Raw genomic sequence first — 24771 nt, 5'->3', positions numbered from 1 at the left:
TTTCGGGATGTAGCTCAGCTTGGTAGAGCACCTGGTTTGGGACCAGGGGGTCGCATGTTCAAATCGTGTCATCCCGACCACTTTTTTTGCGGGTGTAGTTCAATGGTAGAACTCCAGCCTTCCAAGCTGGTAGCGTGGGTTCGATTCCCATCACCCGCTTTATATAGATGAAAGAAGAGATGGCTTATGCCATCTCTTCTTTTTGTATTTATTAAGCTATCGTTTCCCGTTAGATTACGACCGCTTATAATAGCTCTTCTTATTAATCCAGTTAATGCACGGGGCGGACCTTGGTTAATATTTATTTTTTGCTCTAAAAGGTTTGTAGAAGGCACGAATGTCCTGAGCTAAAAGCTCAGGCTCTTCCATGGCAGTAAAATGCCCGCCGCGAGCGATTGAAGTCCAGCGAGTTACATTTAAGTTGCACACAGCCCATTCTTTAGGCGTTAACAATATATCTGCTAGGAATAATGCAATTACGGTTGGCACTTTTATGTAGCTCAATGGCGGCAAAAAATGTGAATTTTCATAATACATACGTGTAGTAGGTGGCTTCATGGTCTTATGCGAAAAATAAGGGTCATAAAATGAGTCCAATGTACGATATCTTTGTTCAGCATCTGGAGCAGTCAGGAGTGTCCGATAGGAGCGTATTGGATGGATAAGAAAACAAAGACTATATAGCAGTTTAGAAAAATCAGCAGGACAAGCATAATTTTGGTGAACAGTCAAAGGAATCCCAGTTTCGATACTGGGTGTTGCTAAAACGGCGGGGGATAAGTCCCCCGGATAATCCGGGGGAAAATAGCAAGGAATTAGTCTTTCCTTATAACTCTGTTCAATGATCATCTTATTACCCTAGTTAATCTAGACACCTTCTGTAGGCTTCTTATACAGATAGCGAACTTTTTATCTGGTATCTTTTTTGATTAGTCCGTTATATAGAGTATCAAGAAGGCTATCTACTTTACTGCTTGTGAGACTGGTTGGGTAGGGCTGAACAATCGGTCAAAGCGGCGCATCAATCCTTCAAGCGGACCAACAGGACGCTGAGCAATCAATAATCCCAGCAGTAGTGTTGCAACTGCGATCATTACGTTGCCGAACGGAATTCCATCCAGACTGTGCCCAATCTTTGTCAGATCAAGAATCCACACCACTACAAACTGAAAGGCATACATGGTCAGGGCGACACGTCCGACTGCTGCGAAAGGCATTAATACAGCGGAAGTTTTTTTGGATACGAGGCACGTAACTCCCATTACCAAAAATGAAATTCCTAATCCTATCATCGTCTGGAATGTCGAAGCGGTGTGCGGAGCCGTTCCCAAAAGGAGCTGCCACATCGGTGATTCCGTATTAAGAGGCCAAATTGCGTATTCATCCGGCTGTACAGGAGCAGTTCCTTGCACACTTATCAGCCATTGTTCAAAGTGAAGATTCCAATTCGGAAGCACAAAAGCGGCCATTACTTTGCCAATAACAAGCATAACGATACCGCTGCCTGCGAGTGAGAGGGCTGTACGTAATCTGGTGAGGTCAACGCGGCCAATGGCCATACCAGCAACAAATGCAGGAGTCAAGGCGAGGGCAGACATCGGACCTCCCGCGATATCACCAAGAAGATAAGCTTTTGAGAAAATGCTTGATCCAAGAATCATTAGCGGCGGGGCCGTTACGAGCAAAACTATTGCTGTTGTAACAATGGTGCGGGTCGAACGACGAAATAACATGAGGGCCAACACAAACATAGCTGCATAGGCAGGCAAAATGATGCCGTATGAAGTGTTCAGCATAATAAGCAAATAACCAATAATATCAACAAACACCGCACGGGCCAGCATTCGTGCACGAAAAGTGGTCGCCTCTGCTCCCCGATCCATCATACGCTGTCCCATAATAGAATAGGAGATACCGCCGCACAACACAAATAATAGGGTGGTATTTCCGGAAACAATTGCAGAAACGCTTGGATTTGATCCGAAATGCTGCAAATACATTCCCAGCACGGCCAGTCCGCGCGCAGCATCAAGCGCAACGAGACGTCCTTTGATGCTGTGTGTCTTTCTCCGTGGCTCTGTCACAGAGCTTTGGGGGAGATTATCGGTTTCTGTACTGTCGTGAGATGAGGTGGTCCCTGATGTGTCCACTGCTTTATTATCCATGTTATTAGCAACCGGATCTTCAATCTTTGTGTCCCCCTCATATTTTCTGACAGATCTGCTTGTCAGTTTGATGCTACTTAGCAAATTACATTCCTCCCTAAAATATTGAATTCATACATTCCATAAATCCCTGTTGTAAACAGGATTCATGTCACGTTCTAATCCAAATATAGCCTTCAGATGTCGCTAAAATTTGATCAAGTTGTAAACAAAATGTCACAGAGGACAATAACCCTTATCACAAAGACAACCTTACTCACGGCTGATCACCGGAATAAGGTTGTTTGCAAAATCATTCAGGGTTTGCTGGGAACGGCATTGAATATCGAATTGGCCAGTAGTCGGAATTGATGCTGCGGATGAGCGCCATTGGTTAGATCGTTGGAGAAAACTGTGATATTCTTTTTGTTTTCCATATAGGTGAAGGCCATGATCTTTCCTCTTGCAGCATCGTGACCTGGCCACCAACCTGCTTTGAAGAAGTTTTCTTTATTGCTAATGGTTGCAAGAACTTTTGCGGCTTTAGGTAGCTTCGTAATGTAAGAACCTGTAACGGTGTAGAAATATTCTTCGTTATCGTAAGGGGCTGTAATCACATGATCCTGTTGGACATTCGCCAGGAAGACCCCTTCGTATCTTTCCCATGTCGGTCCAGCAAACGCAAATTGAGGAATCCAGTTTTTCACGTTACCCATCCCCATATTCCCATAAGCAATGTATGGCTTTCCTTTCTCAACAAGTTTGTCGGAATCGAATGTATTCACGAGCACATCGGCATGCTGCTGATCATCGGTCACTTTAAAGCCGAGATTTTTGAGCACATAAGCTGGTTCGCCGAGAGCGGCTACCGTAGAAGGTTTAAGAACTTTGCCAACGGGTTTGTTATTGCCGAATGCCGTGACATCAAGATAGTATTTTGACACCAGCGGATGCAGATCATCATAGGCCACTGCAAAGTCACCCGCTTCATATCCTGTTCCGCTTTTGGATAGCATCGTAACCACTTTGCCGGATTTAAGTAATTCATTGACCGTTTTGATGGCATCGTTATTGGTGTTGCGGATTAAAACATAGGCAGAATCATTCGGCAATGATGTGGCCGGAATCGATACGGAAGTCACCGGAGTCGTTTTGCCCGCAAACACGCCGGCTTCTCTAATCACATCACGTTCAAATCCTCGCATGACGGGAAAGTCCTGCACAATCTCGCCAGCTACGGAAGCATAATCTGAGACGTTAATACCGTCATATAAAACCATGTTTGCGATGCCGTGTTTAGCCTGATGCATATTTATGATAAATGAACCCGCGGGGTAGGTCTTGCCAGCAGTACTTACAGCCTCTGTCGAGCGTTCAACCGTTACTCCATTGCGGATAAGATACTCAATCATCCGATAGGCTTCCAGCGGATTTTTTTGAAGACTTTTATCGATCGGCAAAACGTAATACTCAGGAAAAAAATTCTCATTACCGTGACGGGGGCGACCAATGACTTGATTTTTTGCATTGACTAGATACCGATCTACGGATCGATCATCGATATTATTGATTCCACGTTCATATACTTTTAGCTGGTTCAAAAATAACTTTTCTTTCTTTTGCATAACAAAATCAGTTGCTGCAGCGACACTATAATACAATGCTTTGGTCGACTCTTCATTCGATTCAGGTGTTTCCAGCGTATGTCCCATTGCACCATGGTGCATGGCGAAGACAGCTGTATAGGCTGGAGACGCATCGTCCCATCCTGAAGAAGTCCCCTTGGAAACATATTTAGGATTTTCAACTGTTTTACGATGTTCTTCATAAGGAATATGGTAGTAATCATACTTCGTGTTTGCTATACCTGCTTCACCCATCGCTTTGGCCTGTTCTACCATGTTATCCATAAGTAGATCGTACTCAATATTCGGATCGTGAGGCGGTGTGGTAGGCTCGATCAGAAAATTCTTATCAAACCCATGCAGATCTAAGAAAGAAATCGGCGACCACTTGGCGATTTGCTCTGTGATACTGCGTGTTTCAGGCTGGGTTTGATATGAATTATCCCGATTTAAGTCAAAATATTCAGCATTATAACGTTCGGTATGAACCCTTCCATCTGGATTTTCTGTATACAGGAACAGAAAAAACACATGTTCAAGCGCATCATCCATATTGAGAGTTACCGTACTCGATTTTCCATTGGACGAGGTGGTCTTGTACGTAACATTTTTATCGAGAGCCATGGTCTTAAAATAATTGATAATTGCATCAAAGCCTGGCGCTTCATTCGGATGAATATTGTTGATCCAGATGGGCACTTGATAATCTCCGAATGCACCGGATTGAATATCGTTCTCCAGCTTTGCAGGATCATTCAGCATGGCAGGGTGAGTTACATTCTGATATTTGTCAATCGTTGCTTGATCTTTGGCAACCATAGTCATAAAAATATCGCGGCCTTCAACGGATTTGCCGATCGACAACGTTTTAATGTATCTGTCGTTTTTTTGAGCTGCCTGTGCCGTAATCGCATCAATCTCCGGCTTCAGCTCATCATAGGTACGGAAGCTGTCGTACGGGACCAACTTAATAGGTGCTTGGGCAACGGTTTTGCCGTTGACTACTGCAGCCAGTTCATAGGTTCCCATCAATGATGCGTACAGTGGACGCTGCAGACTCGGCTCGGCAAGATTCTCCGTACCATAGGTAAGACCGAAATTGATACTGGCAGTGACTTCTGCGTGTTCGGCTTTGACCTGAGTAACGGTGATAAAGGGGGCGCCATTATAACCGCGATTCTTGTACGATTTCCATTCCGATAATGGCTTACCACCATAGGTCCAGCTTATTTTCTTTATATCGGTACCCTTCGGAAGCTTAAATCTAGCCTTAATGGTTCTTTTCTTCGTCATGGATGCCACATGGCTATCCAATTTTAGTGTCGGGGTATTTTTAACCTGCGTTGAAATTATTTTTGTTGGTTCACTCTTATCGTTCAACAACGTGCTTTTTGCACGTTGCGCAGCATCAGCCATAGCCATGTGCGGAGCAGTGATCTCCAGAAGCATGGCGGCGGATATAGTTAATGCCAAGCAGAACCTTACGATCTGTTTTGTACCCATTCTTTTTCCCCCTATAGATAACCGGAAGATCATGTTATGCTCTTCTTTATTCACATAGAGCATTTAACAGACTATTGTCCGGCAAATACGATCTAATATATTGTCTAACCCTATTCAAAATCTGTTTTCTGCTCCTGCCCCGAAGAATTGTCTGTAATCGAATTTGAGGAGTCGGAATTTATGATACTTTGCACAAATTGCTTCAAATCTGTTCGACTTTTTACATCCAGAACAGCCGCCTTGCCCACATAAGTTTCTTTTAATAGCTTCATTGGCGGTATTTGTTCATTTCCGTTTAATGTACTTTGGTACCCTACTGAAGCCAAATTCCACATATCAGAGACTGACAAATTGGTATCGATATACGGACTGATTTCCTCTAGAATAGAAGGGAATTTCATAATGGAAGTCGTTGTTTTTACCTTCTCGGCTAATGCCGTAATAAATTGCCGTTGTCTTTTTGTTCTGGAATAATCGGACATGGCATCATGACGAAAACGGACATATTGAAGCGCCGTTTTGCCGTCGAAATGCTGCTGTCCCTGTTTTAAATTAATATCATACTCATGCAGATCGGCCTTGCTTTCATAGTACATATCCTTCTCGACATAAAAATCGAGTCCGCCTACAGCATCTACGAGTTTAATAAACCCCTGGAAATCCGTGTATACATAAAAATGAACTGGCACCCCCAACAATTCGCTGACTGCTTTCATCGCCGTATCGGGTCCATGCGTAACAGCGGTATTAATTCGATTTTTGCCGTGCCCAGGAATATCCGTATAAGTGTCTCGAAGAATCGAAAACACATGAATACGCTTATCGGTAGGATTCAACGAAACGACCATCATGCTATCGGATCGGGGTACACTGCCCTTGTTGTTCTCGCGAGTATCCACGCCCATCAGCAAAATATTTACAGGTTCGGTTCCCTCCCATTCCGGTGCTTTTAGTGCTTCGACTTTATCAGTGCTCACTTTAACAAATGGGGAGTTTTCCGGGGTTTTACTAAGTCCTTCTAACCCTTTGTAAATGGAAAAGAAATAATAAAAGATAAAGCTTACAGCAGCGACCCCAAGTAACAACGTTACAATCAATATCCTCTTTTTCCTCTGTGTCATGTCATTCTTCCTTTCTAGATGTATAGACGCGCAGGCCCCTTTCTGTATTAAGATTTTTGCAAGGCTGCTACGAGGAGTGAAGTGTAATATCGGCTACCATCTGGTTTTAAATGGACACCATCTTTATAAAAGTATTCGTCTTTGCCTACACTGGCCGAATACCAGTCCACCACATTGACGTTGCTAAACTCATCGGCGACCTGTGCAATCGTGTCATTCACCGTGTTTTGCCATCCTTTCGGAACCCGGGTGGTGACCAAGATTACCTGTTTGGCTCCGGAAAGAGATTGCAGTACGTCGTGCAGTTGGTTTTTGCTAAACGGACCATTGGTGCCGAGTTCGATAATGACCTGGTCTCCCAGTTTGCCTTGGGCGGCCAATTCATTAATGACTTTTACAGCTTGAGACATCTGCCGGCCAACCTTACCGTCAACCGTCATCTTCGGAAGCTGCTCTTTTAAATAAGGCTCAATTCCGACCGTAACCGAATCTCCAATCATCGTGACGCCCTCGCCGTTTAAGGAAGCAGATGATTGAGCTTGTTCCCCGCTGGTGCTAGAAGCCGCACGCTTTTGTGCAGCAGTCTGCATCTTATCAAGATTGTATAGAGAAGAGTCCTTGCTGCGGGATTCGTGATCATCTGAATTTTGCTTTGCGTGCATATGGAGAACTATGGCACCTAAAAAGATAAGGATAATCATAAATCCCCATAATCCGCTTACCATCCATCCATTTTTTTTGTTCATAGCTAGTTCATCCTTTCCTTTAACATGCTAGTAGGTTTTATCTTGTTTGATAGCATCAATTAACAACGAGGCATAATACTGAGCGCCTTCTGGTTTCAGGTGGACACCATCGCCATAAAATAGATCGTCCCGGTTTTCGCTGGCTGAATACCAGTCGATAAGCCGGACATTTTGAAATTCACCAGCAATTTCACGCAGATTGTCATTTACGGTATTCTGCCACCCTCTCGGCACTCTGGTTGTTATCAGATAAATTTGCTGGGAGTCCTGCAGTGAAGCCAGCAAGGACTTCAGTTGACTCTGGTTAAAAACGCCGTTGGTGCCGAGTTCAATAATAATTTTATGGCCAAGTTTACCCTGTTCCCGCAGGCCATCAAGCACATCACCTGCCTGTGACATTTGACGTCCCACCTTGCCATCAATGATTATACCGGGGAGCTGCTTTTCCAGAAACGGGGCGGCATCCAGAATAACGGAATCTCCGATCGCAGTGATCCCCGCTCCTTCTGCGGAGTGGCTTGTATTTTCAGCGGGATGATTTTCATCGGAACAGCTGCATTGCAGTTGTTCTGTCTGGACGGGGTCCCGGCTTACGGCCGCTGGTGCATCAGGTACAGGATCTGGAGCTGGTGAATCCGTCTTCAATGATGCCAGGACCAGAATGATGGCGATAACAATGACGACAAGGCCTAGCTGGCTGCCAGCGCCTGACCTGCGGAGTGATTGCAGGCCAGTCCAAAAGGTCCCACGGCGGATGGGCTCTTCGATGTATTTGTAGGAAAGACCCGCCATTATGAAACTGGCCGTCACCTGCAGAGCCATGCGCATATAGCTGGCATCATCGGTATTTACCACGGGACTTGATAAAATAATGATTGGATAATGCCATATATACAGACTGTAAGATCGCTTACCGATCCAGCTTAGAGGCCGGCAGCCGAGTAATCGTTCCAGTCGGTTGGCTGGATGAACCAGTACAGCGATAACAACCGCAGTAATGAGTGATAAATAAAGAAAACCGCCGCGATACAGCGAATCATCATACTCGTTGGTCTGAGCAATCAGGATAAACAGCATTACAATGCCCAGCACGCCAGTCATATCCAGCATGGTGCGGGATGAAGAAGATACATTGTTGCTCAGTCTCCAACTGGGCCAGACAACCGCCAGAGCCGCTCCGATCAAAATAGCAGACGCCCGCGTGTCCGTCCCGTAATACACCCTGCTCGGGTCTGTTCCGGGTTCGTATATAACGGCCATGGCTATGGCGGATACGAAGGCGCAACCCAGAATGTATAACATCAGTCTGCCCCGTCGCGGTGCAAGGCACAGACCAATCAGTAGAACAAGCGGCCAGATGACGTAAAACTGTTCCTCAATGGAAAGTGACCAGAGGTGCCCAATTGGAGAAGTCGGACCAAAGCTCTCAAAATATGAAACATGATGAAAAATGAGATACCAGTTGTTTACGTAAAAAAGCGAGGATACAAAATGGCCTTCTAATGCTTGCAGTCTGGAGAAATCGGTAATTAAAAGCCACAATGCCACTGCAGTCAGCATAAAGAGCATTGCCGGCAGTAGTCTGCGCATTCGTCTGATCCAGAACCGCACAATGGAAAAACCGTTGCGTGTCCTCCATTCATAAAGGATCTGATCCGTAATCAGATAGCCTGACAGGACGAAGAAAATCTCCACCCCTAGCAGCCCACCCTCTGCCCATCTCAAATGAAGATGATAAGCAATAACAGCAAGCACGGAGATGGCCCTTAGCCCGTCCAGACCGGTCATATAACGTTTTATGGGTTGATTTAGGTGCAGATTCGGATTTTCATTCACTATGGTCCATTCCTTGTCCTTATAGGCTAATGATCTTGCTTCATTTACTATAGAAAAAAGATGTCGCGAAAGTTTGATCAACATGTAAACAAATTGTCACAAAGGTTGCAAAAAGAAAAACCTTATTCCGGCTGAACAACCGAAGTAAGGTTTTTGACATCCACAAATATAGAAATCCTAATCGCTATTTCAACTCAATGATCAATGACTCCTTACTAGGAGAATCCGTTGGCGCAGTCTGCGAGGAATCCAACTGTTTTTGTCCTTGAAGTAGTACACTTTTATTGTTCGGATTCCAATACATATGCGTTGGCACAATTCCGCGATACACCGGTTCGTTGTACAGTATATTTCTTCCCTGCACCTTGGCTACGTAAGTGACATTTTGATCATACACGGTGTATGCGATATTTTTCCTGTCAGGCGAAAATTCAAAATCAAGCACTTTTTCCAAAATGACAGAGAGTTCGCCGTTTCGCTGATCATATTCGTACAATGAATTATCTGTTCCGAGAAACACAAACTGGTCGTTATTCATCCAGGCTACTGAATCTCCACCAATCTGACGCTCGTATTGAAATTCAATATTCTTTCCCGAGACCTTTCCCAGGGTTAGTACCTTTTTCTGACCTTGTTTTGCACCAAATAACTGTAGCAGTACGCTGCGGCCATCATTTGCAAGGTTAACACTCAAAAGTGTGTCTTCCTTTAGGATCCCTTTTAACTGATATTTGCTGGAAGTTTGAGACCCAACATCGTAGATGTATAGGCTATCATCTCCATGATCAACCAGGTTTTCTACCAGGTAGCTGATATACGAACTGTTGGACGACCAGGAAACATATTGTACATAAGATTCGTTCCTGGTGCTGATCCTGTCTATTTCCTTTTCCTTGCCATCCTGCAAGGAAATAAGCTTTAAGGTTGTCTCCGAGGAAGAAGGGGAAACTTCGCAAATATATTTCCCATCGGGAGAAAGTATTGTATTGGAAGTTACCTTGTCGATTTCGGATATGACCTTGCTTTGCTCATACGGATAAGTTAAACGTTCCAGCGTGCCTCGCTTCAGTATGGTCATGGCCCCGAACGATGCGATGATGGCATCTCCAGACGACCAGCCCAGCAGCTGGCCCCGATTTGCAAAACGATCCGGAAGCCGATATATTTTTTGGACCTGAAACGGACGAGAGCTTTGATCGGTACTGGAAACTTCATTGCTGTCGGCGATGACGACAGTCTCTGTTTTTGGTTCTGAACCGCATCCTGACAGCAGTAATATCACGAGAGATACGACCAGCGGCATTACAACATATTTATATTTATTGCCCATTATTCATTCTCCGTTCCCCGCGGTTTCCAACGCTTTAAATTCTACCGTAACGATAGTTTCATTATGCTCATTTGTAATTAAGATGGAACCCGCAAGTTCTTCAACAATAGATTTCACAATGCTGAGTCCCAATCCTACACTGCCTTCTTCGGCGCTGTCGGAATGAGCCGGATAAAACGGCTGTAATAGGCGTGACAGATGTTCTGCTTCAATTGGATCGCTTGGATTGCTGAAGATCAAGCGGATCTTTTCTTCTGCCCGCACCGCTTTTACCGATACTGCCGAAAAAGGCAAACTGTATTTAATCGCATTATCTATCAAATTGATGAACATCTGTCTGATTCTGTCCCGATCGGCCAACATGATCAATTCCTCATTAATCTCATATTCAATGGTTTTTTTATAGCGCTGAGAGCGGATCATCATTGATTCACACACATCCTGCAGGATCAGCCCGATATCCACCCGTTCAAGCTCTTGGAGCATGATATTTTTGCGTGAAACTTCCAGTAGTTTTAGCACCATCGCATGCAGGCGCCTGCTCTCCTCGATAATATGATTCATTCCTTTATCAAAAAAAGCACGGTCTTTCTCACCGTTAAGCCTGATCAGCTCCGCATATCCCAAAATGGAGGTTAACGGCGTTTTCAGTTCGTGAGTAATATTGTCAAAAAAGCGCTTTTCCTGCTGGTGAAGCTGCTTTAAATGGTCCCGATCCTTCTCAATAATATGAATTTGTCTGCTAATTTGACCAATCATATCGTTAAAATTCTCAGCCAGTCGGCCAATTTCATCCCTGCGTTTAAAATGTAGGCGGATATCCAGATTTCCGTTTTTTACCTCGGTGGAGGCCTGCGTCAGTCTGGTCAGCGGGATGGTAATATGCCTGGAAAGAATATAGGAAAACAGAAAGGCTGCCGCAAAAATCGCTAGGGCAATATAGAGGGTAATCTGTCGAATCTGTCCAGTTTGTTCGTAAAGTGAGCTGAAATCTTTGTAAAAACGCAGGATGCCCACCTTTGAACCGTCTATAACAACCGGATAGGAGAAAAGAACAGTCGTCTTATTACGATCATAAGTAATGCTGTACGCTGTATTGCCGTCAATCGCTTGCTGCAGATCGCTTTGCATTTGCTGCTGAAATATGGAGCTGTCTGGGGCATAAAGCAATTTGCCTTCCACCGTATACACGCCAATACTGCTGTCCGTGGTATGGTTCAGATTAGTGGCTATCTCCCTGGCGATTTCTCCAAAATACAGCTCATTGCTGCTGAAATGGTTAATCAGGAAAGCCTGGCGTACATACACATTGCTATTATTTTTCAGTCCGACGAGTTCGGAGGTAACCAGATTCTGATTGCTTGTCCGGATAAATTCCTTGACTGTCTGATTAAGCACGACAAAAGAAAGCGAGAAAATCAGAAAAAAACCGATCAGAAATTTGATGCTGATTTTACGTATCATGCTTAACCACCCATTTTTTAAAATTTGTATCCGGCTCCGAGGACGGTAGTAATGCATCCCGTGGTCCGTACAAAAGCAAGTCGGTAATCGGAGCATCATTTTCAGTAATAAGAATCTTTGCTTTATTCATCGTAATCCTCATCTCTAATTTTAATACGGCAGGTTCATAACATCGTCCATTATATTAATCATTCAGGAGAAAACAATCAAATGTATAAAGAGAGAACCGACAGCCCCCGATAGACTAAAAAGACCAAAAAGACACGGTTCCTGTGGGGAGAACGTGTCTTTTTGGTCTATACAGCAACATGCGAGTGTGCACGTTAAATATCCGTTGGTCAGATGCGGACTTCCGTCTCGTCCGGAACGAACTGACGATATTGAAAATACATACGAAGCCGCCAGTGTAACAAGGTCCCGAAGGCTAGGATGAAAAATAGCCCTGCTGTTTGCGGAATGGTAATGTAATGCTGAATAAATTCATGCAGCAGCAATCGGACGATCAGTAGGCTGATCAGGATAAAAAAGAAGGTGCGTGAGCGTTGCACGAAAACCAGCCCTTCTTGCAACTCAAATTTAGTGCTGCGGATCAACGGGTAGGAAAAAATAAACCAGCCGACCAGAAAAGCGCCCAGCGCCCAAAGCCAGGGAACCCGTACTTCCGGTACCACAAACATCATAAAACCAGTGCTCATCCCGAGCGGAGGAATGATGATTTTTTTGGCATTAATCGGGCGATGACCTGTCTTCATACGGATGAAAATAGCCGATATAGCGATTAAGATCATACCGAAAGTTGCGCCATATTGCAGCAATGGGGTGCTGATATGAAACATGGACTGGCCCCCTCTATAAGGAATATAAGCGTTATTGGACAGACTGCAAACCTTTTACATTATAGCACATATGCAATGGATATATTTAGTTACAGTCTTTCCTCCGGCAAGCGGATTATACGCCTCTTGGTGGTAACCGGCCCTATAATCGGGTCTCTTTCATCTTATGCGAGTTCTGTTGCTTGTACCTCTCCCGTAGCTGATTTTTTCTCTTGGCGTATGATATAACCCATCGCTACAATAATAAGGATAAAAGCAATGAGTGCGAGCAAAGGAATGGTGATGAAATCCAGCCAGTTCAGATAATCCTGTTCACAGGATACTCTACCGCAAGCCGTCGAAGTTTGCGTGGCTGCTTTGGCGGCTGCATGGATACGCTGAATGACAAAATGATAGGCCGAAATCGCACCTCCAATGATAGCTAACGGCATAACGTAAATCCGTATTTTTGTGTCACCTCGGAAATATGCGATTCCGAGTAGAAGGGTCAGGGGATACATCAGAATACGCTGAAACCAGCACAGTTTACAAGGTTCATATCCCAAGATCTCGCTGAGATACAGACTGCCCAATGTCGCCACACAAGCTACTACCCAGGCGGCAAATAAAGCAATATCCGTTTTTTTAAACGATCCGATCATAGTAACGCTCCTTTTTAAATTCAAATGAGAACAGTATGAACTCATCGTGTCTTGTCCCATCGGCAGGCATTTGCCGATATGCATGTCTTTATCCGTATTGTACTGTATTTTGAGTGCGGGGTCATACTTAAACATATTGACATCATTCACTATCATTTTTATAATTGCAGTAGTTTGGGAAGTTAATGAAGATTCAAGATATATATTAAGAAATTAGGAGTGTGCCCAGAATGTCGAGCAGCCGGAAAAATGAAACCTTATCTGTTATTAGTGAAAGACACGCGGTAAAAAGCTATGTAAAGGATTTTAAAATGCCAGAGGAAGATCTGGAAGCAATCTTGACTGCCGCGGTAGAAGCTCCTTCCGCATGGAACCTTCAACATTGGAAATTCCTCGTTATCGAAAGCGAAGCAGACAAACAAAAATTGTTGCCTATCGCCTACAACCAAGGTCAAGTAGCAGAGAGCTCTGTTACGATTGCCGTACTGGGTGATCTGGAAGCGAACCGTAATGCTGTCATTTATGATCAAGCGGTAGAAGCAGGAGCATTGCCAGCGGAAATCCGTGACGCATTGGTAGGACAAATCAATGGCGCGTACCAAAACCCGCAGGTAGCTCGCGATGCAGCGATTCTGAACTCTGCTCTTGCAGCACAAAACATTATGCTGGCTGCTAAATCTTTGGGCTACGATACTTGCGCAATGGGTGGATTTATTCCAGCACAATTGATCGAGCAATTCAATATTCCGGCACGTTACCTGCCAACCATGCTTATTAGTGTAGGTAAAGCACAAGTACCAGCACGTCCATCAGGACGTTTCCCACTGTCTGACGTTGTTGTAAAAGGCAGCTTCTAAGACGAATAGTGAATATAAAAGGGTGTTCCTGCAACCATTGTGGCGAGGAACACCCTTTTTTACGTCGTTTTGAACTGTCAAAATCCTTTTATTTCGTACCTCGTTTAGTCTGAGCGTTTGGACACGAGATACACCAGTTCCAGCGTCAGGATCGGTAGAAAAACAGAAGCTGGATAGGCTAGATAGCGCGGCTCCCACTGCGGCTTGAACTTATCCTTGAAGCGTCGGAGCCCCTGGAAGCCGTAAAAATGTCCCCCGTATTGAAAAACAAGTCGAGCCAGCTTTTCCTCGCGCAGTGCCTTTTCGCTTTGTCCTACCTGGGACAGCGGTGCCATGCCCAGATTAAATGTCGTATATCCACTCTCCTTGGCCCACTCAATGACCCGTGTGAATAAGTAATCCATCGTTCCATTGGGTGTGTCAGGCAGGTGACGCATCAGATCGATAGAGACCGTCTGCCCATGATCATAGGCAGGGGCCATCGTGGCGAAAGCAATAACCTTCCCTTCAGAGTCTTTCAGCAATGCAATTGGAGCCAACTGAAGGTAAGATTCCTTGAACCAGCCGAGTGAATATCCCTTCTCCTTGCGCCCGTCCAGCCAAATATCCGAAATATGACGCATCTCCTCAATCAATGACGCCTCTAGAGGAGGCTGGATCATTTCGAATGAATAGCCTTCGCGGTCAAAGCGATTTTTGGCGCTTCGCAGCGCCTGATTGCTTTTGCCCGTTAGTGTAAAGGACTCCAGCGGCACGAGCGCTTCCTCGCCCAACTTAAAAAAGCGATAGCCGTTCTCGTGATAGATGGACAAATATTCCGGTGATGCTTGATAAAATACAGCCGTCAAAGCATAGCGATCCGCGAACCGTTGGAATTCCTGAATGGCTTCACTCACACGTTCCTTTGGACCGAGGGGGTCACCTAATACAATCAGTTTGTCCCGACTGCGAGCATAGGGGAGAACTACCTGTTCGTCCTTGGTCCAATACAGATATTTATCGCCGAGAAAAAGCATATGAGAAACGAGATTACCACCCTGTCGTTCCAAAAATTCTTTTAGCTTAACCAGTTCCTGTGCGTCGGGTAGATTGCTGATGCTACGTTGAGGACGAAGAAAGAAATACACCGTCAAGAATACCCATGCCAAAATCAAACTAAATACGGCTGTAACTCCGTAATCGCTGCGGTTCATAAAAAAGTCCAGGTGGACCTTGGCATGCAAATGACGCATAAATGGAGTATTGGAGCCTGCCCCGATTATAAAATAAGCACCAGTTACGAGTAGAGATAATCCGCCCCATATTAAAATGTTGTGCCGATTCAGCGGCGCACTGACTCGATAAAATCGTGAACGCGAAATCCACAGCATTAATGCCACGAACAGCAAAAATAAGGCTTCTTCAAAATCCAGACCTTTCGTGAAGGTGAAAATGGCTCCTGTCAGCAGCAGTATCAATGTTAGCCGCAATGCTCTGCGAATACGCAGAGAAATTCCGTGGGACAAAACGACAAGCATAATTCCGATGATGACCGAGATTTCATGCGATAAGCGCATAACGGGTAGAGTGAGCAAATGTTCAGCAAAACGGAGCCGATACAGTAGACCAGGCGTAGCGGCCGACAACAGAAGCACTACGCCGGAGATGAGTACCAGCTTGCCAAGCGCCCACACCCCCAGATCGGCTAAAAACCGAAATTGACCAGGCCAGCCCCATACCTTCTGCCAGGCATTCAGGGAGTAATCCCAGCCTGTCTCAGCGAGCTGGCTCAGGCGCTCGTTACGCGGGATCATTTCCAGCGCGGCTAATACCAGGCCGATGAGCCACGGAATGATGAAATAAAAGACGCGAAAGACCAGCAGCACAGCCAGCGCCCGGTCCGAGTTGGCTCCTGCCATTTGCAGCCCAAGCAAGGCAATAATATCGAATGCGCCGACGCCTCCGGGTGCAAGACTGATTAACCCTGCAATTGCGGCTATCACATAGATACCGAACACAGCATGGAGCGGCAGCTCATGGAGCAAGTGTGAGCCAATCCATGCAAAGGTAAGACCAGCCAGAAGCCATTCCAGCAGAGAGGCGCCAATGGAGGCAGAGATGGTGAACCAGGAGAGCTGTCCTTCTCCCTTGTTGAACCATGTGGCATACTTTTTGGAGCGCTGCATGATCAGAAATAGAGGTAGGTATAGTGCCATTCCCCACAGTGCCCAATGAAGCCATGGGTGAGCATCCAGCACAGGCTGCACTGGATATAGATGGACAATAGCGCCCCAAGCCAGCAAAGATAGTCCGGTAATAACGACAGGCGAAAGAAATACGACCGCCGAGGTGATAACACCCAATGGCACACCGCTCTTTTTATACAGCACAGTGCGCAGTCCAGCTCCTGTAAAGCCGGCGAAGCCGAAGACATTATTGAAGGTATTGGAGATCCAGGCGTACCGGAATGTCGTTCCAGGCTTGACTTGAAGCTTAAAATGATGCCTGATTACATAATCGTAAGCACTCATAGCTGCCACGGCTGCCAGGGAGAACAAGCCAATTTCGATGAGAAACGTGGCATCCATTCGCCGCAGCTCATGAAGCATCCGTGCCAGATTAAAGTCTTTTAGCTCTCGTCCAGCCTCCCATATAATAAAAGCCAGTACAGCCAGCGGTAGCAAAATACGCGTTAATCGCTGCCTATAGATGGTCATCATATACTGTACGATTTTAAAGGATTGGATCGGTTTGTGATTTGACTTCATAGATTCACCTGCTTGAAAAAGGATAAGATTGAGACTGATAATGCGCGAAAAATTTCCTGCCCAAATAAAAGGCTTCGTTATATTATACCTGTAATAATAGCTTGAATAACAACAGAAGGGTTACGAAATGGGAGTTCAGATTGATTGCTGTAAATAATTCCAATATAATGATGGAATACCTAGTAAATTGCTTGGCATTGGAGCTGACTGGACATGAGTATATGGGATCGTAATCTTTTTATACGTCGATTGGAGCTATTATGGCCTCCAGATGCTGACAGGAGCCAATACCCTTTTAACTTAAAGGCTCTTCAACAGTGGAATGAACTCAAATTCCATCCTTCCGTTACCTATATTGTTGGAGAAAACGGCGTAGGTAAATCGACGCTTATGGAGGCAATCGCGGTCGCGTGGGGATTTAATCCGGAGGGTGGCACTAAAAATTTTAACTTTTCTACACAAGCCACGCATTCCGCGCTGCATGAGCATATCCGGCTGGTGAGAGGGATCGAAAAGCCGAGAGACGGCTTCTTTTTCCGGGCGGAGAGCTACTATAATGTGGCGACTCATATCGACGAGCTGGATCGAGAAGGAGGAGGGCGACCCATTCGAGATTCGTATGGGGGGAAGTCGCTACATGAGCAGTCGCATGGCGAGTCTTTTTTTGCTGCATTTGTGCATCGGTTTGGAGGACAAGGATTGTATATTTTGGATGAGCCAGAGGCAGCACTCTCGCCCTTACGCCAGATGGCCATGCTTGCACGGATTCATGAGCTTGTGCAGCAGGGATCGCAGTTTATCATTTCTACACATTCCCCCATCTTGATGTCTTATCCAGATTCGGTCCTGTATCATCTGACACATGAAGGGATCGACACACGAACGCTGGAGGAAACCGATCATTACATCATCACCAAACAATTTCTGAATAACAAGGAAAAGTTGTTGCAGGAGCTATTCGAAGATTCACCATAAGGATATAGGAAGTTTGGTAGTATCCATTTGATGAGGAGGAAACCGTATGAGTTCAAATCTCGATGTAGTTATTCAGCGGATATCGGCTTTCAAGGTAGCAGCGCTGACTGCGCAAGCCCCTTTTGCAGAATTGGGTGATGAGGTACGCAGACAGTGGCAACAAGTGCAACAGAACGTTCCAGAGAACCACTCCGGTCGTTTGGACGCAGATATGGGCTATGTGTTAACTCCCCAATGGACAGTTGTTGAAGAGAATGGAAGTACGGCGGTCAAGGTGGGCGTTAAAGTGTTCTCGTGGAATGAAGTGCCGGATAGTCTTGAACGCATTGAGGTGCCTGAAGGAGAGTATGCGGTGACCCGTTTTCAGGGAGATCGGGAACGATTAAATACGATTTATGATGACCTATTTGCCTGGTTGGATCGTAATGGCTATGAGCGTAATACGACAGAGGGGGTATATTGGATCGAGTCGAATCGGCTGAAGCCGGTGAACCCTTTTGATATTCCATCCTCAGAAATTCAGAAATTTGATTATGATATTGCGATCGCTATTGTACAAAAATAAAGGATGGTGAAACGTTATAAGAGGGACAACCTCATGATTTAGTGGTTGTTCCTTTTTGCTACCTTGTCAAAGGTAACATTCAGGGTTATCGGAAGTATTTTATGATTGTTATTTGCCTCCCGCTCTATTAATATAATGAAGAGTTTTGCGGAAATGGTTGCAAAATAAGAAATTCGTATACGAAATAAAGAACCTGAGGAGGACAAAACGCAACATGTCGGATTCACAACAGTTGAAAATGGGGCCGCTCGTCATTTTGATGATTAATATGTTTATTGCCATGCTGGGGATTGGACTCATTATTCCGATCCTCCCCAAGTTCATGGGTTCCTTGGGAGGCAGTGGTGAAACGGGAGGCTATCTGGTTGCCGTGTTTGGCTTGACCCAGTTTATGTTTTCGCCGTTAGCTGGGGAATGGTCCGATAAATACGGACGTAAAAAAATGATTATTATCGGTTTGGTCATCATGACGGTATCTTCTGTATTGTTTGCGATTGGCAACTCGTTGACGATGCTGTATATTTCCCGTTTGCTCGGAGGCGCAGGAGCGGCATTTATGATCCCTCCAATGATGGCTTATATTGCCGACATCACAACAGTCCATAACCGAGGCAGAGGAATGGGGCTGTTGGGGGCCGCTATGTCGCTTGGTTTTGTGATCGGTCCTGGTGTAGGCGGTTTGCTGGCAGATATCTCGCTTCGTACACCCTTATACGTTTCGGCGGCGGTATCCGGTTTAGCGGCACTGATTTCATTGATTTTACTGCCCGAAACCCTGTCGTTGGAGAAGCAGTTGAAGTTTCGAAATGTTAAGGTGAAAAGAGACAATGTGATTAAACAGTTTGCGCTGTCTTTCCGCAAGCCGTACTTTATGTTGCTGATTATGATATTCACGTTAACTTTTGGCCTGACGCATTTTGAAACGATGTTTCCGTTCTTTGTAACAGGCAAGTTTCATTACAATGAACGTGATATTGCTATCATTATTACGGTAGGTGCATTGGTCGGGACCGTGATTCAAGCTGCGGTCATTAGTCCGATGTTGAACCGTTTTGGTGAAAAAGGTGTGATTATCGGTTCTTTTCTGTTTTCCGCGATTTCCCTTGTGCTTATGCTGCTCTCAGGGAACTTTTATTATGTACTCGGAGTATCACTTATCTTCTTTACCGCTACATCGTTGCTGCGACCAGCCATTAATACGGCCTTATCCAAAATGGCAGGAGATGAGCAGGGAGTTGCAGCCGGGATGAACAATGCCTATATGAGTATTGGTAATATTCTGGGACCTGCGCTTGCGGGTACATTGTTTGAGGTGCATATCAATTTGCCGTACATTTTTGGGGCGGTCATTCTCATGCTTAGTTTGGGGCTGGCTGTAAAATGGAAAAGTAGAGATACGCAATCCACAGCGGTTTAACGTTATTTTCTCTGTAAACATAGTCTCTTTTGGTGTGAACTGTGACGTTCTTATGAACCACAGGTTGCAGCGGAAGAGGCTATTTTTTTGCATACATAGCCACTTGTTAATGAAACGGCAGAATCTTGGGTAATAATGCATGATAAGTTTATAACCAGATAAAAAGTAGAACTTAAAAGTCGGATAACTTGTGAGTAATACGCTAAAAGGAGCTGAGATCGATGGAAGAGCGGAATGAGCAGTTGTTTTATATAGGAACTTATGCGTCTCGTGAGGAAAGAGGAATTTATATAGGCGCTTTGCATACGGACAATGGTGATTTGCGTATGGTTGGAGGTGTGGAAGGAATCGAGAGACCTTCTTTTCTGGCACTGCATCCGAATGGGGCGAAGTTGTATGCTGCCAGTGAAACAGACCAAGGCGAACTGTACACATATCAGGTGAACACCCAGACGGGGGAATTGCATCCTTTGGATCGAAAAGGAACGGAGGGAGCACATACTTGCTATGTATCCGTAACAACAGATGGACGATATGTGCTGGCTTCTAACTATTCTGGGGGCAATGCCGTTGTATTCCCTGCAACAGAAGCTGGAGGGTTGGGAGACATGTCGGGGCAGGTTCAGCATACGGGGTCAGGGATTCGCCAGGACCGCCAGGATGCGCCACATCCACACTCGATTATTCCTGATCCTTCAGGACAGTATGCTATGGTATGTGATCTGGGGCTGGATCAGATTATAGGTTATCGTTTGACAGAGGATGGGAAATTGCTAACCCACCGTGAGACAGATTTGCCACCTGGTTCCGGCCCACGTCATCTGGTTTTTCATCCCTCGGGTCGATATGCCTTTGTCGCCAATGAATTGAATAATACCGTCGCTGTGTTTGGTTATAACGAACGTAATGGTAAGCTTACCTTGCTGCAAAGTCTGTCCACACTGCCAGAAGGCATTATCGATGTAGAAAATACAGCAGCGGATATTCGGATTACTCCCTGTGGACGTTTTCTGTATGTATCCAATCGAGGACATGACAGCATCGTACTCTACCATGTCGATCTAGACAGCGGGAAGCTGAAGACGATTGAATGGGTCGAGAGTTTCGGCAGTACGCCGCGTAACTTCAACATCTTGTCTGGTTATTTGCTAGTGGCGAATCAGGAGGGAAACAACATTGTATCCTTTGCTATCCATGAGGATGATGGACGGCTGACCCGAACGGGATATGTATTGGAGGTTCCTTCACCGGTATGTATTGAACCTGTACGTTAATTACACAGCGCATGGCAAAAAAGGGTCGAAGGACCAGTAAAAGAGGATAAAGTAAAACACGGCGCTTTGTCTCCCAAGAAAGGCATGGGCAAAACGCCGTGTTCAGGTTTTGAAGGAGTCTAATGATTACTTGCTGCTCTCGCCAGCTTCTACCGTTGCTGTTTTGGTATGGTTTTCCGCAGGTTTGTAATACAAACGGAACAGGATATCCTGGTTATAGTTACCGAATCCGGTACCGAACAGGGTTACCCCTCCAATATGCTGGGCATCATCCAAAATAGCGATACGGAATTTCCATTGCTTCTGGTCAATCAGCACGTCGCTTAGAGTCACATCGGATATCTGCTTGCCATCCATAAAGGTGCCTTCAGACGTAACGCGAAGTCTCTTAAGTAGGCCATACTGATTGATAAAATCAGGCCACCATGAAGGTGTATATTTACCACGATTATCCCCAAAATCCCCTGGACTGGTCCAAGTGCCCAAATTCACATCATTTAGGAAAAATGTGATGTCTGAAGGCCAATTATCATTGGTAAATGGGGCTTCTGATGATAATTCCATTGAAATTTCCAGTTCCTCAGCTTTTTGACTGGACAATAGGAAATTCGGCACTTTATAATCCATATACCCTTGGCTAAACCACAGAATTTTGGAATTGAAGCGCTCAGGGTCCAAGAATGAACGAGGCTCATCAAATTCTCCGATAATCTTTTCGACGGTGGCTAGACCGCAGGTGGACTGAATCTCAAAATCTGTAAAGTGTCCGACGGAAATCTCCGTCTGATGAAATTGCCGTACATCCTGCTGATAGCGTGGCATGGCGATTTCAATTTTGTCCGTAGCCAATGAGCATACTTTCTGAACCCCGCCTCGTCCGGGCAGCATTTTAGTCGAAATAATGGATGCCCTTTCCAGTTTCTTAACATGCATTGTCATAATCGCACTACTGAGTCCCAGCGCTTCCGCTAGCTCACGTATATTCATCGGTTTCTCCGCAAGCAGAACAATCATATTCAGCCGAACCTCACTGGCCAGCGCTTCATAAACGGGAAGTGATTTTTCAGAAATGTCCAGTTGCATAATTCCTCCAATTCTAACGCACATCATAAATTGATGGTAGTTTAACATATATGGATTTTTTTCAATATTCATACATATAAAACGATATGATTTACATTTATATAAACAATATACCCTTTCCTTGATCGCTGGCACAAGCCTAACCCGGCAAAAAGCCAAAAATTGTTCAAAAAACAGGACACCCCATGAACTCTTTCTTTGTGTGTTGGGATGTCCTGTGATGGTATGTGATTTGCGGGATGTATACGGGATCTATTTCAGGCGCAACGGGTGTTTAGGACCGCATATGTTCATCAGCCACAGAAGAATCAGCGGTTGTATCTTTATCAGTTGTGTGTAATTCCTGGTGCTGCGAACCATCGGCCTTCATCAAGCCGGGATGACCCACATAAGGACGATCACTTCGCGAGCGACCTCGGGTAAGTCGGAAGCCAATCAAGAACAGCACAAGCTGTGCAGCCAGTATGTAGGGAGATGCTTCTGGCCCGAGCCACTGAAACAGGGCGACAACGGCGATGACCATACACAACAGGCTTGTTGGGAAATGGGATGCCGTCACGTCCAGATCATTTTGTCTACGCAGGGTCATCAGACGATAGACATACAGCAAGGCGATTAAGCCAGAAACGAACCTTATCCATGCATACCCTATAAGCCATGAGGCAGATTGTGTGGTGTCGGGTAGACTAACATCGACATGACTGTAGGTTATCAGTTCTATAACCAATCTTGAGATTAACCAGACCATTCCCGCCAGCGCCAGCGGACCGGCCGCTGGGCGCAAGAGTTTCCATAATGCTGTTCCCCAGCCTGGAGCATGGGATTCCAGTAGAACAAGTCGTCGTTCCTCGATCAGTTTGTTCATTTCACGCTCCAGTGATTTGAGAAGCAATTCCCGGCGGAATGGATCACATTCCCGAAGGGATGCTTGAACCTGCTCTTGAAGGTGAGGGGTCAAATAGGGGGCGGCCTTAGCCTCCTGAAGAGCATGGATTAGTCCATTCTGGTGCTGCTGCTTTTCACTGTTGTTGATCGCGTTCTGGGTAGCCGTTTGGAGATAACCAGCTAACCGGCCATAGATACGCAGTGATTCCTGTAATTCTTCGAGCCGCTGCTGACGCGAATTGCGAAGCTGGGCTGCACTGTGAACATACAGCCATACCAGTAAGGACAACGCCAGCAGGAAGGCGATCAGACCGGGTGAGATATATGCGGCTAATGCCGCGAAGTCCGTCGGGGACACCCGCAATCCCTCCTTCCATTGTTCTTTCTACACTATTGCACAGACCACACAGGCATTTCAAGGGCTTGTATATCTCTAAACCAAGAACTATGAAGTATTTTTTGGTAAAATAGACAAGATTACAGCAGGAAGGAAGATTCGGCATGAATAAAAAAATTGAATTTGCAACAGAACATCATGAGATATCGAATCAACCGTACGAGCTGCTTCGCGTAGATTACGCCATTCCAGCCGTCGAGGAATATCGGGCTTTACGCAAGGAGGCTGGTTTATCGCAAATTACGGAAGAAGCGGCAGCTAAGGGCCTGCCGAACAGCCTATTTGCTGTAACGCTACGTCTTGGACAGGAATTGATCGGGATGGGCCGGGTGAGCGGTGATGGCGGTGTGTTTTTTCTGGTTACGGATATTGCAGTCAAGCCTTCCCATCAGGGGAAGGGCTATGGGCGTAAGCTTATGGAAGAGATTATGGAGTATTTGAGACGGGAGGTTCCGGTGGGCAGCTTTGCAACGCTGATTGCGGATAAGCCAGCCGACCGGTTATATGCGCAGTTCGGCTTCCAACTGGTCAGTCCGGGGTCGGAAGGGATGTACTGGCGCCAGCCGGGGGGACTGTAAGCTGAAATCCTGTACGAGTTTGAGCTGGTTATAAAACGGATAATTAACAGTAAGAAAATTATAGATAGGAAGAAGGCAACTTAATATGAAAGTAATTATTTTTGGAGCAACAGGAACAATTGGCAAAGCGTTAGTAAAGGAAGCAATCAAGCGTAAGTATGAGGTGACGGCGGCAGTGCGCGATCCGCAACGAGTGATGGAGCAAAGTGAATATTTGACGGTGGTTCAGGCGGATATTCTAAACCCGAATTCCGTTACAGAGGTAGCCAAAGGGCACGATGCTATCATTAGCGCCTATGGTCCCAAGTTTGGAGCTGAGGAGGAACTGCTCGAAGCAACTCGTTCTTTACTGGAAGGAACACGGCGTTCCGGCGCGGAGCGCATACTTGTCGTTGGCGGAGCGGGCAGTCTGAAAACAGAATCCGGTGAGCGTCTCATGGATACCGCTGAGTTTCCGGAGGAAGTAAAGCCGCTGGCGGCTGCGCACGCTGATGCCCTGGAGCTGTACCGTGCTGCGGATGTAGACTGGACCTATTGCAGTCCTGCCGGAATTATTGAACCAGGTAAACGTACAGGACAGTTCCGTATTGGCTTGGATCATTTGGTGATTGATGAATTAGGTCATAGTCGCATCTCCGTCGAGGATTATGCGGTAGCCCTGATTGATGAGTTAGTAGAAGGGGAATTTGTCAATTCCCGCTTTACCGTCGGATATTAATCAACAGGGATGGCTATATGGGAGGCGAA

Annotated in this window: 21 protein-coding genes and 2 tRNA genes; 9 read left to right on the top strand and 14 right to left on the bottom strand. The window is 45.6% G+C overall.

Annotation, left to right across the window (positions count from 1 at the left end):
* Window positions 1–3: 3 nt before the first annotated feature.
* A tRNA-Pro gene (locus tag HFD99_RS24220) sits at window positions 4–80 on the top strand.
* 8 nt (window positions 81–88) lie between these two features.
* Window positions 89–159: transfer RNA gene (locus tag HFD99_RS24215), tRNA-Gly, on the top strand.
* A 135-nt stretch (window positions 160–294) separates the two neighbouring features.
* Here the strand turns inward: HFD99_RS24215 and HFD99_RS25840 are convergent.
* The 11 genes from HFD99_RS25840 to HFD99_RS24160 all read right to left on the bottom strand — a co-directional run bounded on the left by HFD99_RS25840 (window position 295) and on the right by HFD99_RS24160 (window position 13246).
* Window positions 295–849, bottom strand: a complete 555-nt coding sequence (locus tag HFD99_RS25840; protein ID WP_225164837.1) for an alpha/beta fold hydrolase — start codon at window positions 847–849, stop codon at window positions 295–297.
* 113 nt (window positions 850–962) lie between these two features.
* Window positions 963–2249 (bottom strand): DUF418 domain-containing protein, encoded by a 1287-nt coding sequence (locus tag HFD99_RS24205; RefSeq protein ID WP_103042124.1) that lies wholly within the window; start codon window positions 2247–2249, stop codon window positions 963–965.
* 212 nt (window positions 2250–2461) lie between these two features.
* Window positions 2462–5272 (bottom strand): M14 family metallopeptidase, encoded by a 2811-nt coding sequence (locus HFD99_RS24200; protein ID WP_103042125.1) that lies wholly within the window; start codon window positions 5270–5272, stop codon window positions 2462–2464.
* Between the two features lie 110 nt (window positions 5273–5382).
* Complete coding sequence (locus HFD99_RS24195) at window positions 5383–6393, bottom strand: LCP family protein (protein WP_016819428.1); 1011 nt, start codon at window positions 6391–6393, stop codon at window positions 5383–5385.
* A 47-nt stretch (window positions 6394–6440) separates the two neighbouring features.
* Complete coding sequence (locus tag HFD99_RS24190; RefSeq protein ID WP_016819429.1) at window positions 6441–7139, bottom strand: SGNH/GDSL hydrolase family protein; 699 nt, start codon at window positions 7137–7139, stop codon at window positions 6441–6443.
* A 27-nt stretch (window positions 7140–7166) separates the two neighbouring features.
* Window positions 7167–8975 (bottom strand): acyltransferase family protein, encoded by a 1809-nt coding sequence (locus tag HFD99_RS24185; protein ID WP_123796691.1) that lies wholly within the window; start codon window positions 8973–8975, stop codon window positions 7167–7169.
* 184 nt (window positions 8976–9159) lie between these two features.
* Window positions 9160–10305 (bottom strand): hypothetical protein, encoded by a 1146-nt coding sequence (locus tag HFD99_RS24180; RefSeq protein WP_103042127.1) that lies wholly within the window; start codon window positions 10303–10305, stop codon window positions 9160–9162.
* 3 nt (window positions 10306–10308) lie between these two features.
* Complete coding sequence (locus HFD99_RS24175) at window positions 10309–11769, bottom strand: sensor histidine kinase (RefSeq protein ID WP_113050482.1); 1461 nt, start codon at window positions 11767–11769, stop codon at window positions 10309–10311.
* Complete coding sequence (locus tag HFD99_RS24170) at window positions 11759–11899, bottom strand: hypothetical protein (RefSeq protein WP_162835289.1); 141 nt, start codon at window positions 11897–11899, stop codon at window positions 11759–11761. The genes HFD99_RS24175 and HFD99_RS24170 overlap by 11 nt, the downstream gene beginning before the upstream one ends.
* Window positions 11900–12107: 208 nt before the next feature.
* A complete protein-coding gene (locus HFD99_RS24165) occupies window positions 12108–12605 on the bottom strand; it encodes a CcdC family protein (RefSeq protein WP_016819434.1) in 498 nt (165 codons plus the stop codon).
* A 164-nt stretch (window positions 12606–12769) separates the two neighbouring features.
* Complete coding sequence (locus HFD99_RS24160) at window positions 12770–13246, bottom strand: disulfide oxidoreductase (protein ID WP_017428073.1); 477 nt, start codon at window positions 13244–13246, stop codon at window positions 12770–12772.
* A 230-nt stretch (window positions 13247–13476) separates the two neighbouring features.
* Here HFD99_RS24160 and HFD99_RS24155 point away from each other — a divergent pair, with 230 nt between their 5' ends.
* Complete coding sequence (locus HFD99_RS24155; RefSeq protein WP_013369121.1) at window positions 13477–14103, top strand: nitroreductase family protein; 627 nt, start codon at window positions 13477–13479, stop codon at window positions 14101–14103.
* A 104-nt stretch (window positions 14104–14207) separates the two neighbouring features.
* Here the strand turns inward: HFD99_RS24155 and mprF are convergent, their stop codons facing one another.
* Window positions 14208–16850: a bifunctional lysylphosphatidylglycerol flippase/synthetase MprF gene (gene mprF / locus HFD99_RS24150; RefSeq protein ID WP_167441028.1), complete on the bottom strand. Its 2643-nt coding sequence runs from the start codon at window positions 16848–16850 to the stop codon at window positions 14208–14210.
* Window positions 16851–17063: 213 nt separating this feature from the next.
* Between mprF and HFD99_RS24145 the strand changes: the two genes are divergently transcribed.
* From HFD99_RS24145 to HFD99_RS24130, 4 genes are all read left to right on the top strand, one after another.
* A complete protein-coding gene (locus tag HFD99_RS24145; protein ID WP_017428075.1) occupies window positions 17064–17825 on the top strand; it encodes an AAA family ATPase in 762 nt (253 codons plus the stop codon).
* A gap of 46 nt (window positions 17826–17871) precedes the next feature.
* The gene (locus tag HFD99_RS24140; RefSeq protein ID WP_167441027.1) at window positions 17872–18390 is read left to right on the top strand and encodes a GyrI-like domain-containing protein; all 519 of its coding nucleotides are present in this window, start codon (window positions 17872–17874) and stop codon (window positions 18388–18390) included.
* A gap of 214 nt (window positions 18391–18604) precedes the next feature.
* A complete protein-coding gene (locus HFD99_RS24135; RefSeq protein ID WP_016819439.1) occupies window positions 18605–19807 on the top strand; it encodes an MFS transporter in 1203 nt (400 codons plus the stop codon).
* A gap of 221 nt (window positions 19808–20028) precedes the next feature.
* A complete protein-coding gene (locus HFD99_RS24130) occupies window positions 20029–21081 on the top strand; it encodes a lactonase family protein (RefSeq protein ID WP_167441026.1) in 1053 nt (350 codons plus the stop codon).
* A gap of 126 nt (window positions 21082–21207) precedes the next feature.
* Here HFD99_RS24130 and HFD99_RS24125 read toward each other — a convergent pair whose 3' ends face one another.
* A complete protein-coding gene (locus HFD99_RS24125) occupies window positions 21208–22164 on the bottom strand; it encodes an ArsR/SmtB family transcription factor (RefSeq protein WP_016819441.1) in 957 nt (318 codons plus the stop codon).
* Window positions 22165–22438: 274 nt separating this feature from the next.
* Window positions 22439–23407 carry a hypothetical protein gene (locus tag HFD99_RS24120; RefSeq protein ID WP_167441025.1) on the bottom strand — a complete coding sequence of 323 codons (969 nt, stop codon included), beginning with the start codon at window positions 23405–23407 and terminating at the stop codon, window positions 22439–22441.
* A gap of 143 nt (window positions 23408–23550) precedes the next feature.
* Here HFD99_RS24120 and HFD99_RS24115 point away from each other — a divergent pair, with 143 nt between their 5' ends.
* Window positions 23551–24024, top strand: coding sequence for a GNAT family N-acetyltransferase (locus tag HFD99_RS24115; RefSeq protein ID WP_031462729.1), 474 nt, complete (start codon window positions 23551–23553; stop codon window positions 24022–24024).
* Window positions 24025–24109: 85 nt separating this feature from the next.
* Complete coding sequence (locus HFD99_RS24110; RefSeq protein ID WP_031462730.1) at window positions 24110–24742, top strand: NAD(P)-dependent oxidoreductase; 633 nt, start codon at window positions 24110–24112, stop codon at window positions 24740–24742.
* The last annotated feature ends 29 nt before the right edge of the window (window positions 24743–24771 follow it).

It is taken from the genome of Paenibacillus sp. EKM301P (assembly GCF_011800295.1).
Taxonomy (GTDB): domain Bacteria; phylum Bacillota; class Bacilli; order Paenibacillales; family Paenibacillaceae; genus Paenibacillus; species Paenibacillus polymyxa.
The sequence above is the reverse complement of the archived record's forward strand: the minus strand, read 5'-3'. Positions and strand labels throughout refer to the sequence as shown.

What these genes read in the sequence shown, in the direction of transcription:
- HFD99_RS24155 (WP_013369121.1), top strand. Translation starts at nt 13,477, where the DNA reads ATGTCGAGCAGCCGGAAAAATGAAACCTTATCTGTTATTAGTGAAAGA.
- HFD99_RS24115 (WP_031462729.1), top strand. Translation starts at nt 23,551, where the DNA reads ATGAATAAAAAAATTGAATTTGCAACAGAACATCATGAGATATCGAAT.
- HFD99_RS24180 (WP_103042127.1), bottom strand. Translation starts at nt 10,305, where the DNA reads ATGGGCAATAAATATAAATATGTTGTAATGCCGCTGGTCGTATCTCTC.
- HFD99_RS24135 (WP_016819439.1), top strand. Translation starts at nt 18,605, where the DNA reads ATGTCGGATTCACAACAGTTGAAAATGGGGCCGCTCGTCATTTTGATG.
- HFD99_RS24200 (WP_103042125.1), bottom strand. Translation starts at nt 5,272, where the DNA reads ATGGGTACAAAACAGATCGTAAGGTTCTGCTTGGCATTAACTATATCC.
- HFD99_RS24165 (WP_016819434.1), bottom strand. Translation starts at nt 12,605, where the DNA reads ATGTTTCATATCAGCACCCCATTGCTGCAATATGGCGCAACTTTCGGT.
- HFD99_RS24140 (WP_167441027.1), top strand. Translation starts at nt 17,872, where the DNA reads ATGAGTTCAAATCTCGATGTAGTTATTCAGCGGATATCGGCTTTCAAG.
- HFD99_RS24160 (WP_017428073.1), bottom strand. Translation starts at nt 13,246, where the DNA reads ATGATCGGATCGTTTAAAAAAACGGATATTGCTTTATTTGCCGCCTGG.
- HFD99_RS24175 (WP_113050482.1), bottom strand. Translation starts at nt 11,769, where the DNA reads ATGATACGTAAAATCAGCATCAAATTTCTGATCGGTTTTTTTCTGATT.
- HFD99_RS25840 (WP_225164837.1), bottom strand. Translation starts at nt 849, where the DNA reads ATGATCATTGAACAGAGTTATAAGGAAAGACTAATTCCTTGCTATTTT.
- HFD99_RS24190 (WP_016819429.1), bottom strand. Translation starts at nt 7,139, where the DNA reads ATGAACAAAAAAAATGGATGGATGGTAAGCGGATTATGGGGATTTATG.
- HFD99_RS24110 (WP_031462730.1), top strand. Translation starts at nt 24,110, where the DNA reads ATGAAAGTAATTATTTTTGGAGCAACAGGAACAATTGGCAAAGCGTTA.
- HFD99_RS24170 (WP_162835289.1), bottom strand. Translation starts at nt 11,899, where the DNA reads ATGAATAAAGCAAAGATTCTTATTACTGAAAATGATGCTCCGATTACC.
- HFD99_RS24125 (WP_016819441.1), bottom strand. Translation starts at nt 22,164, where the DNA reads ATGCAACTGGACATTTCTGAAAAATCACTTCCCGTTTATGAAGCGCTG.
- HFD99_RS24130 (WP_167441026.1), top strand. Translation starts at nt 20,029, where the DNA reads ATGGAAGAGCGGAATGAGCAGTTGTTTTATATAGGAACTTATGCGTCT.
- HFD99_RS24195 (WP_016819428.1), bottom strand. Translation starts at nt 6,393, where the DNA reads ATGACACAGAGGAAAAAGAGGATATTGATTGTAACGTTGTTACTTGGG.
- HFD99_RS24145 (WP_017428075.1), top strand. Translation starts at nt 17,064, where the DNA reads ATGAGTATATGGGATCGTAATCTTTTTATACGTCGATTGGAGCTATTA.
- mprF (WP_167441028.1), bottom strand. Translation starts at nt 16,850, where the DNA reads ATGAAGTCAAATCACAAACCGATCCAATCCTTTAAAATCGTACAGTAT.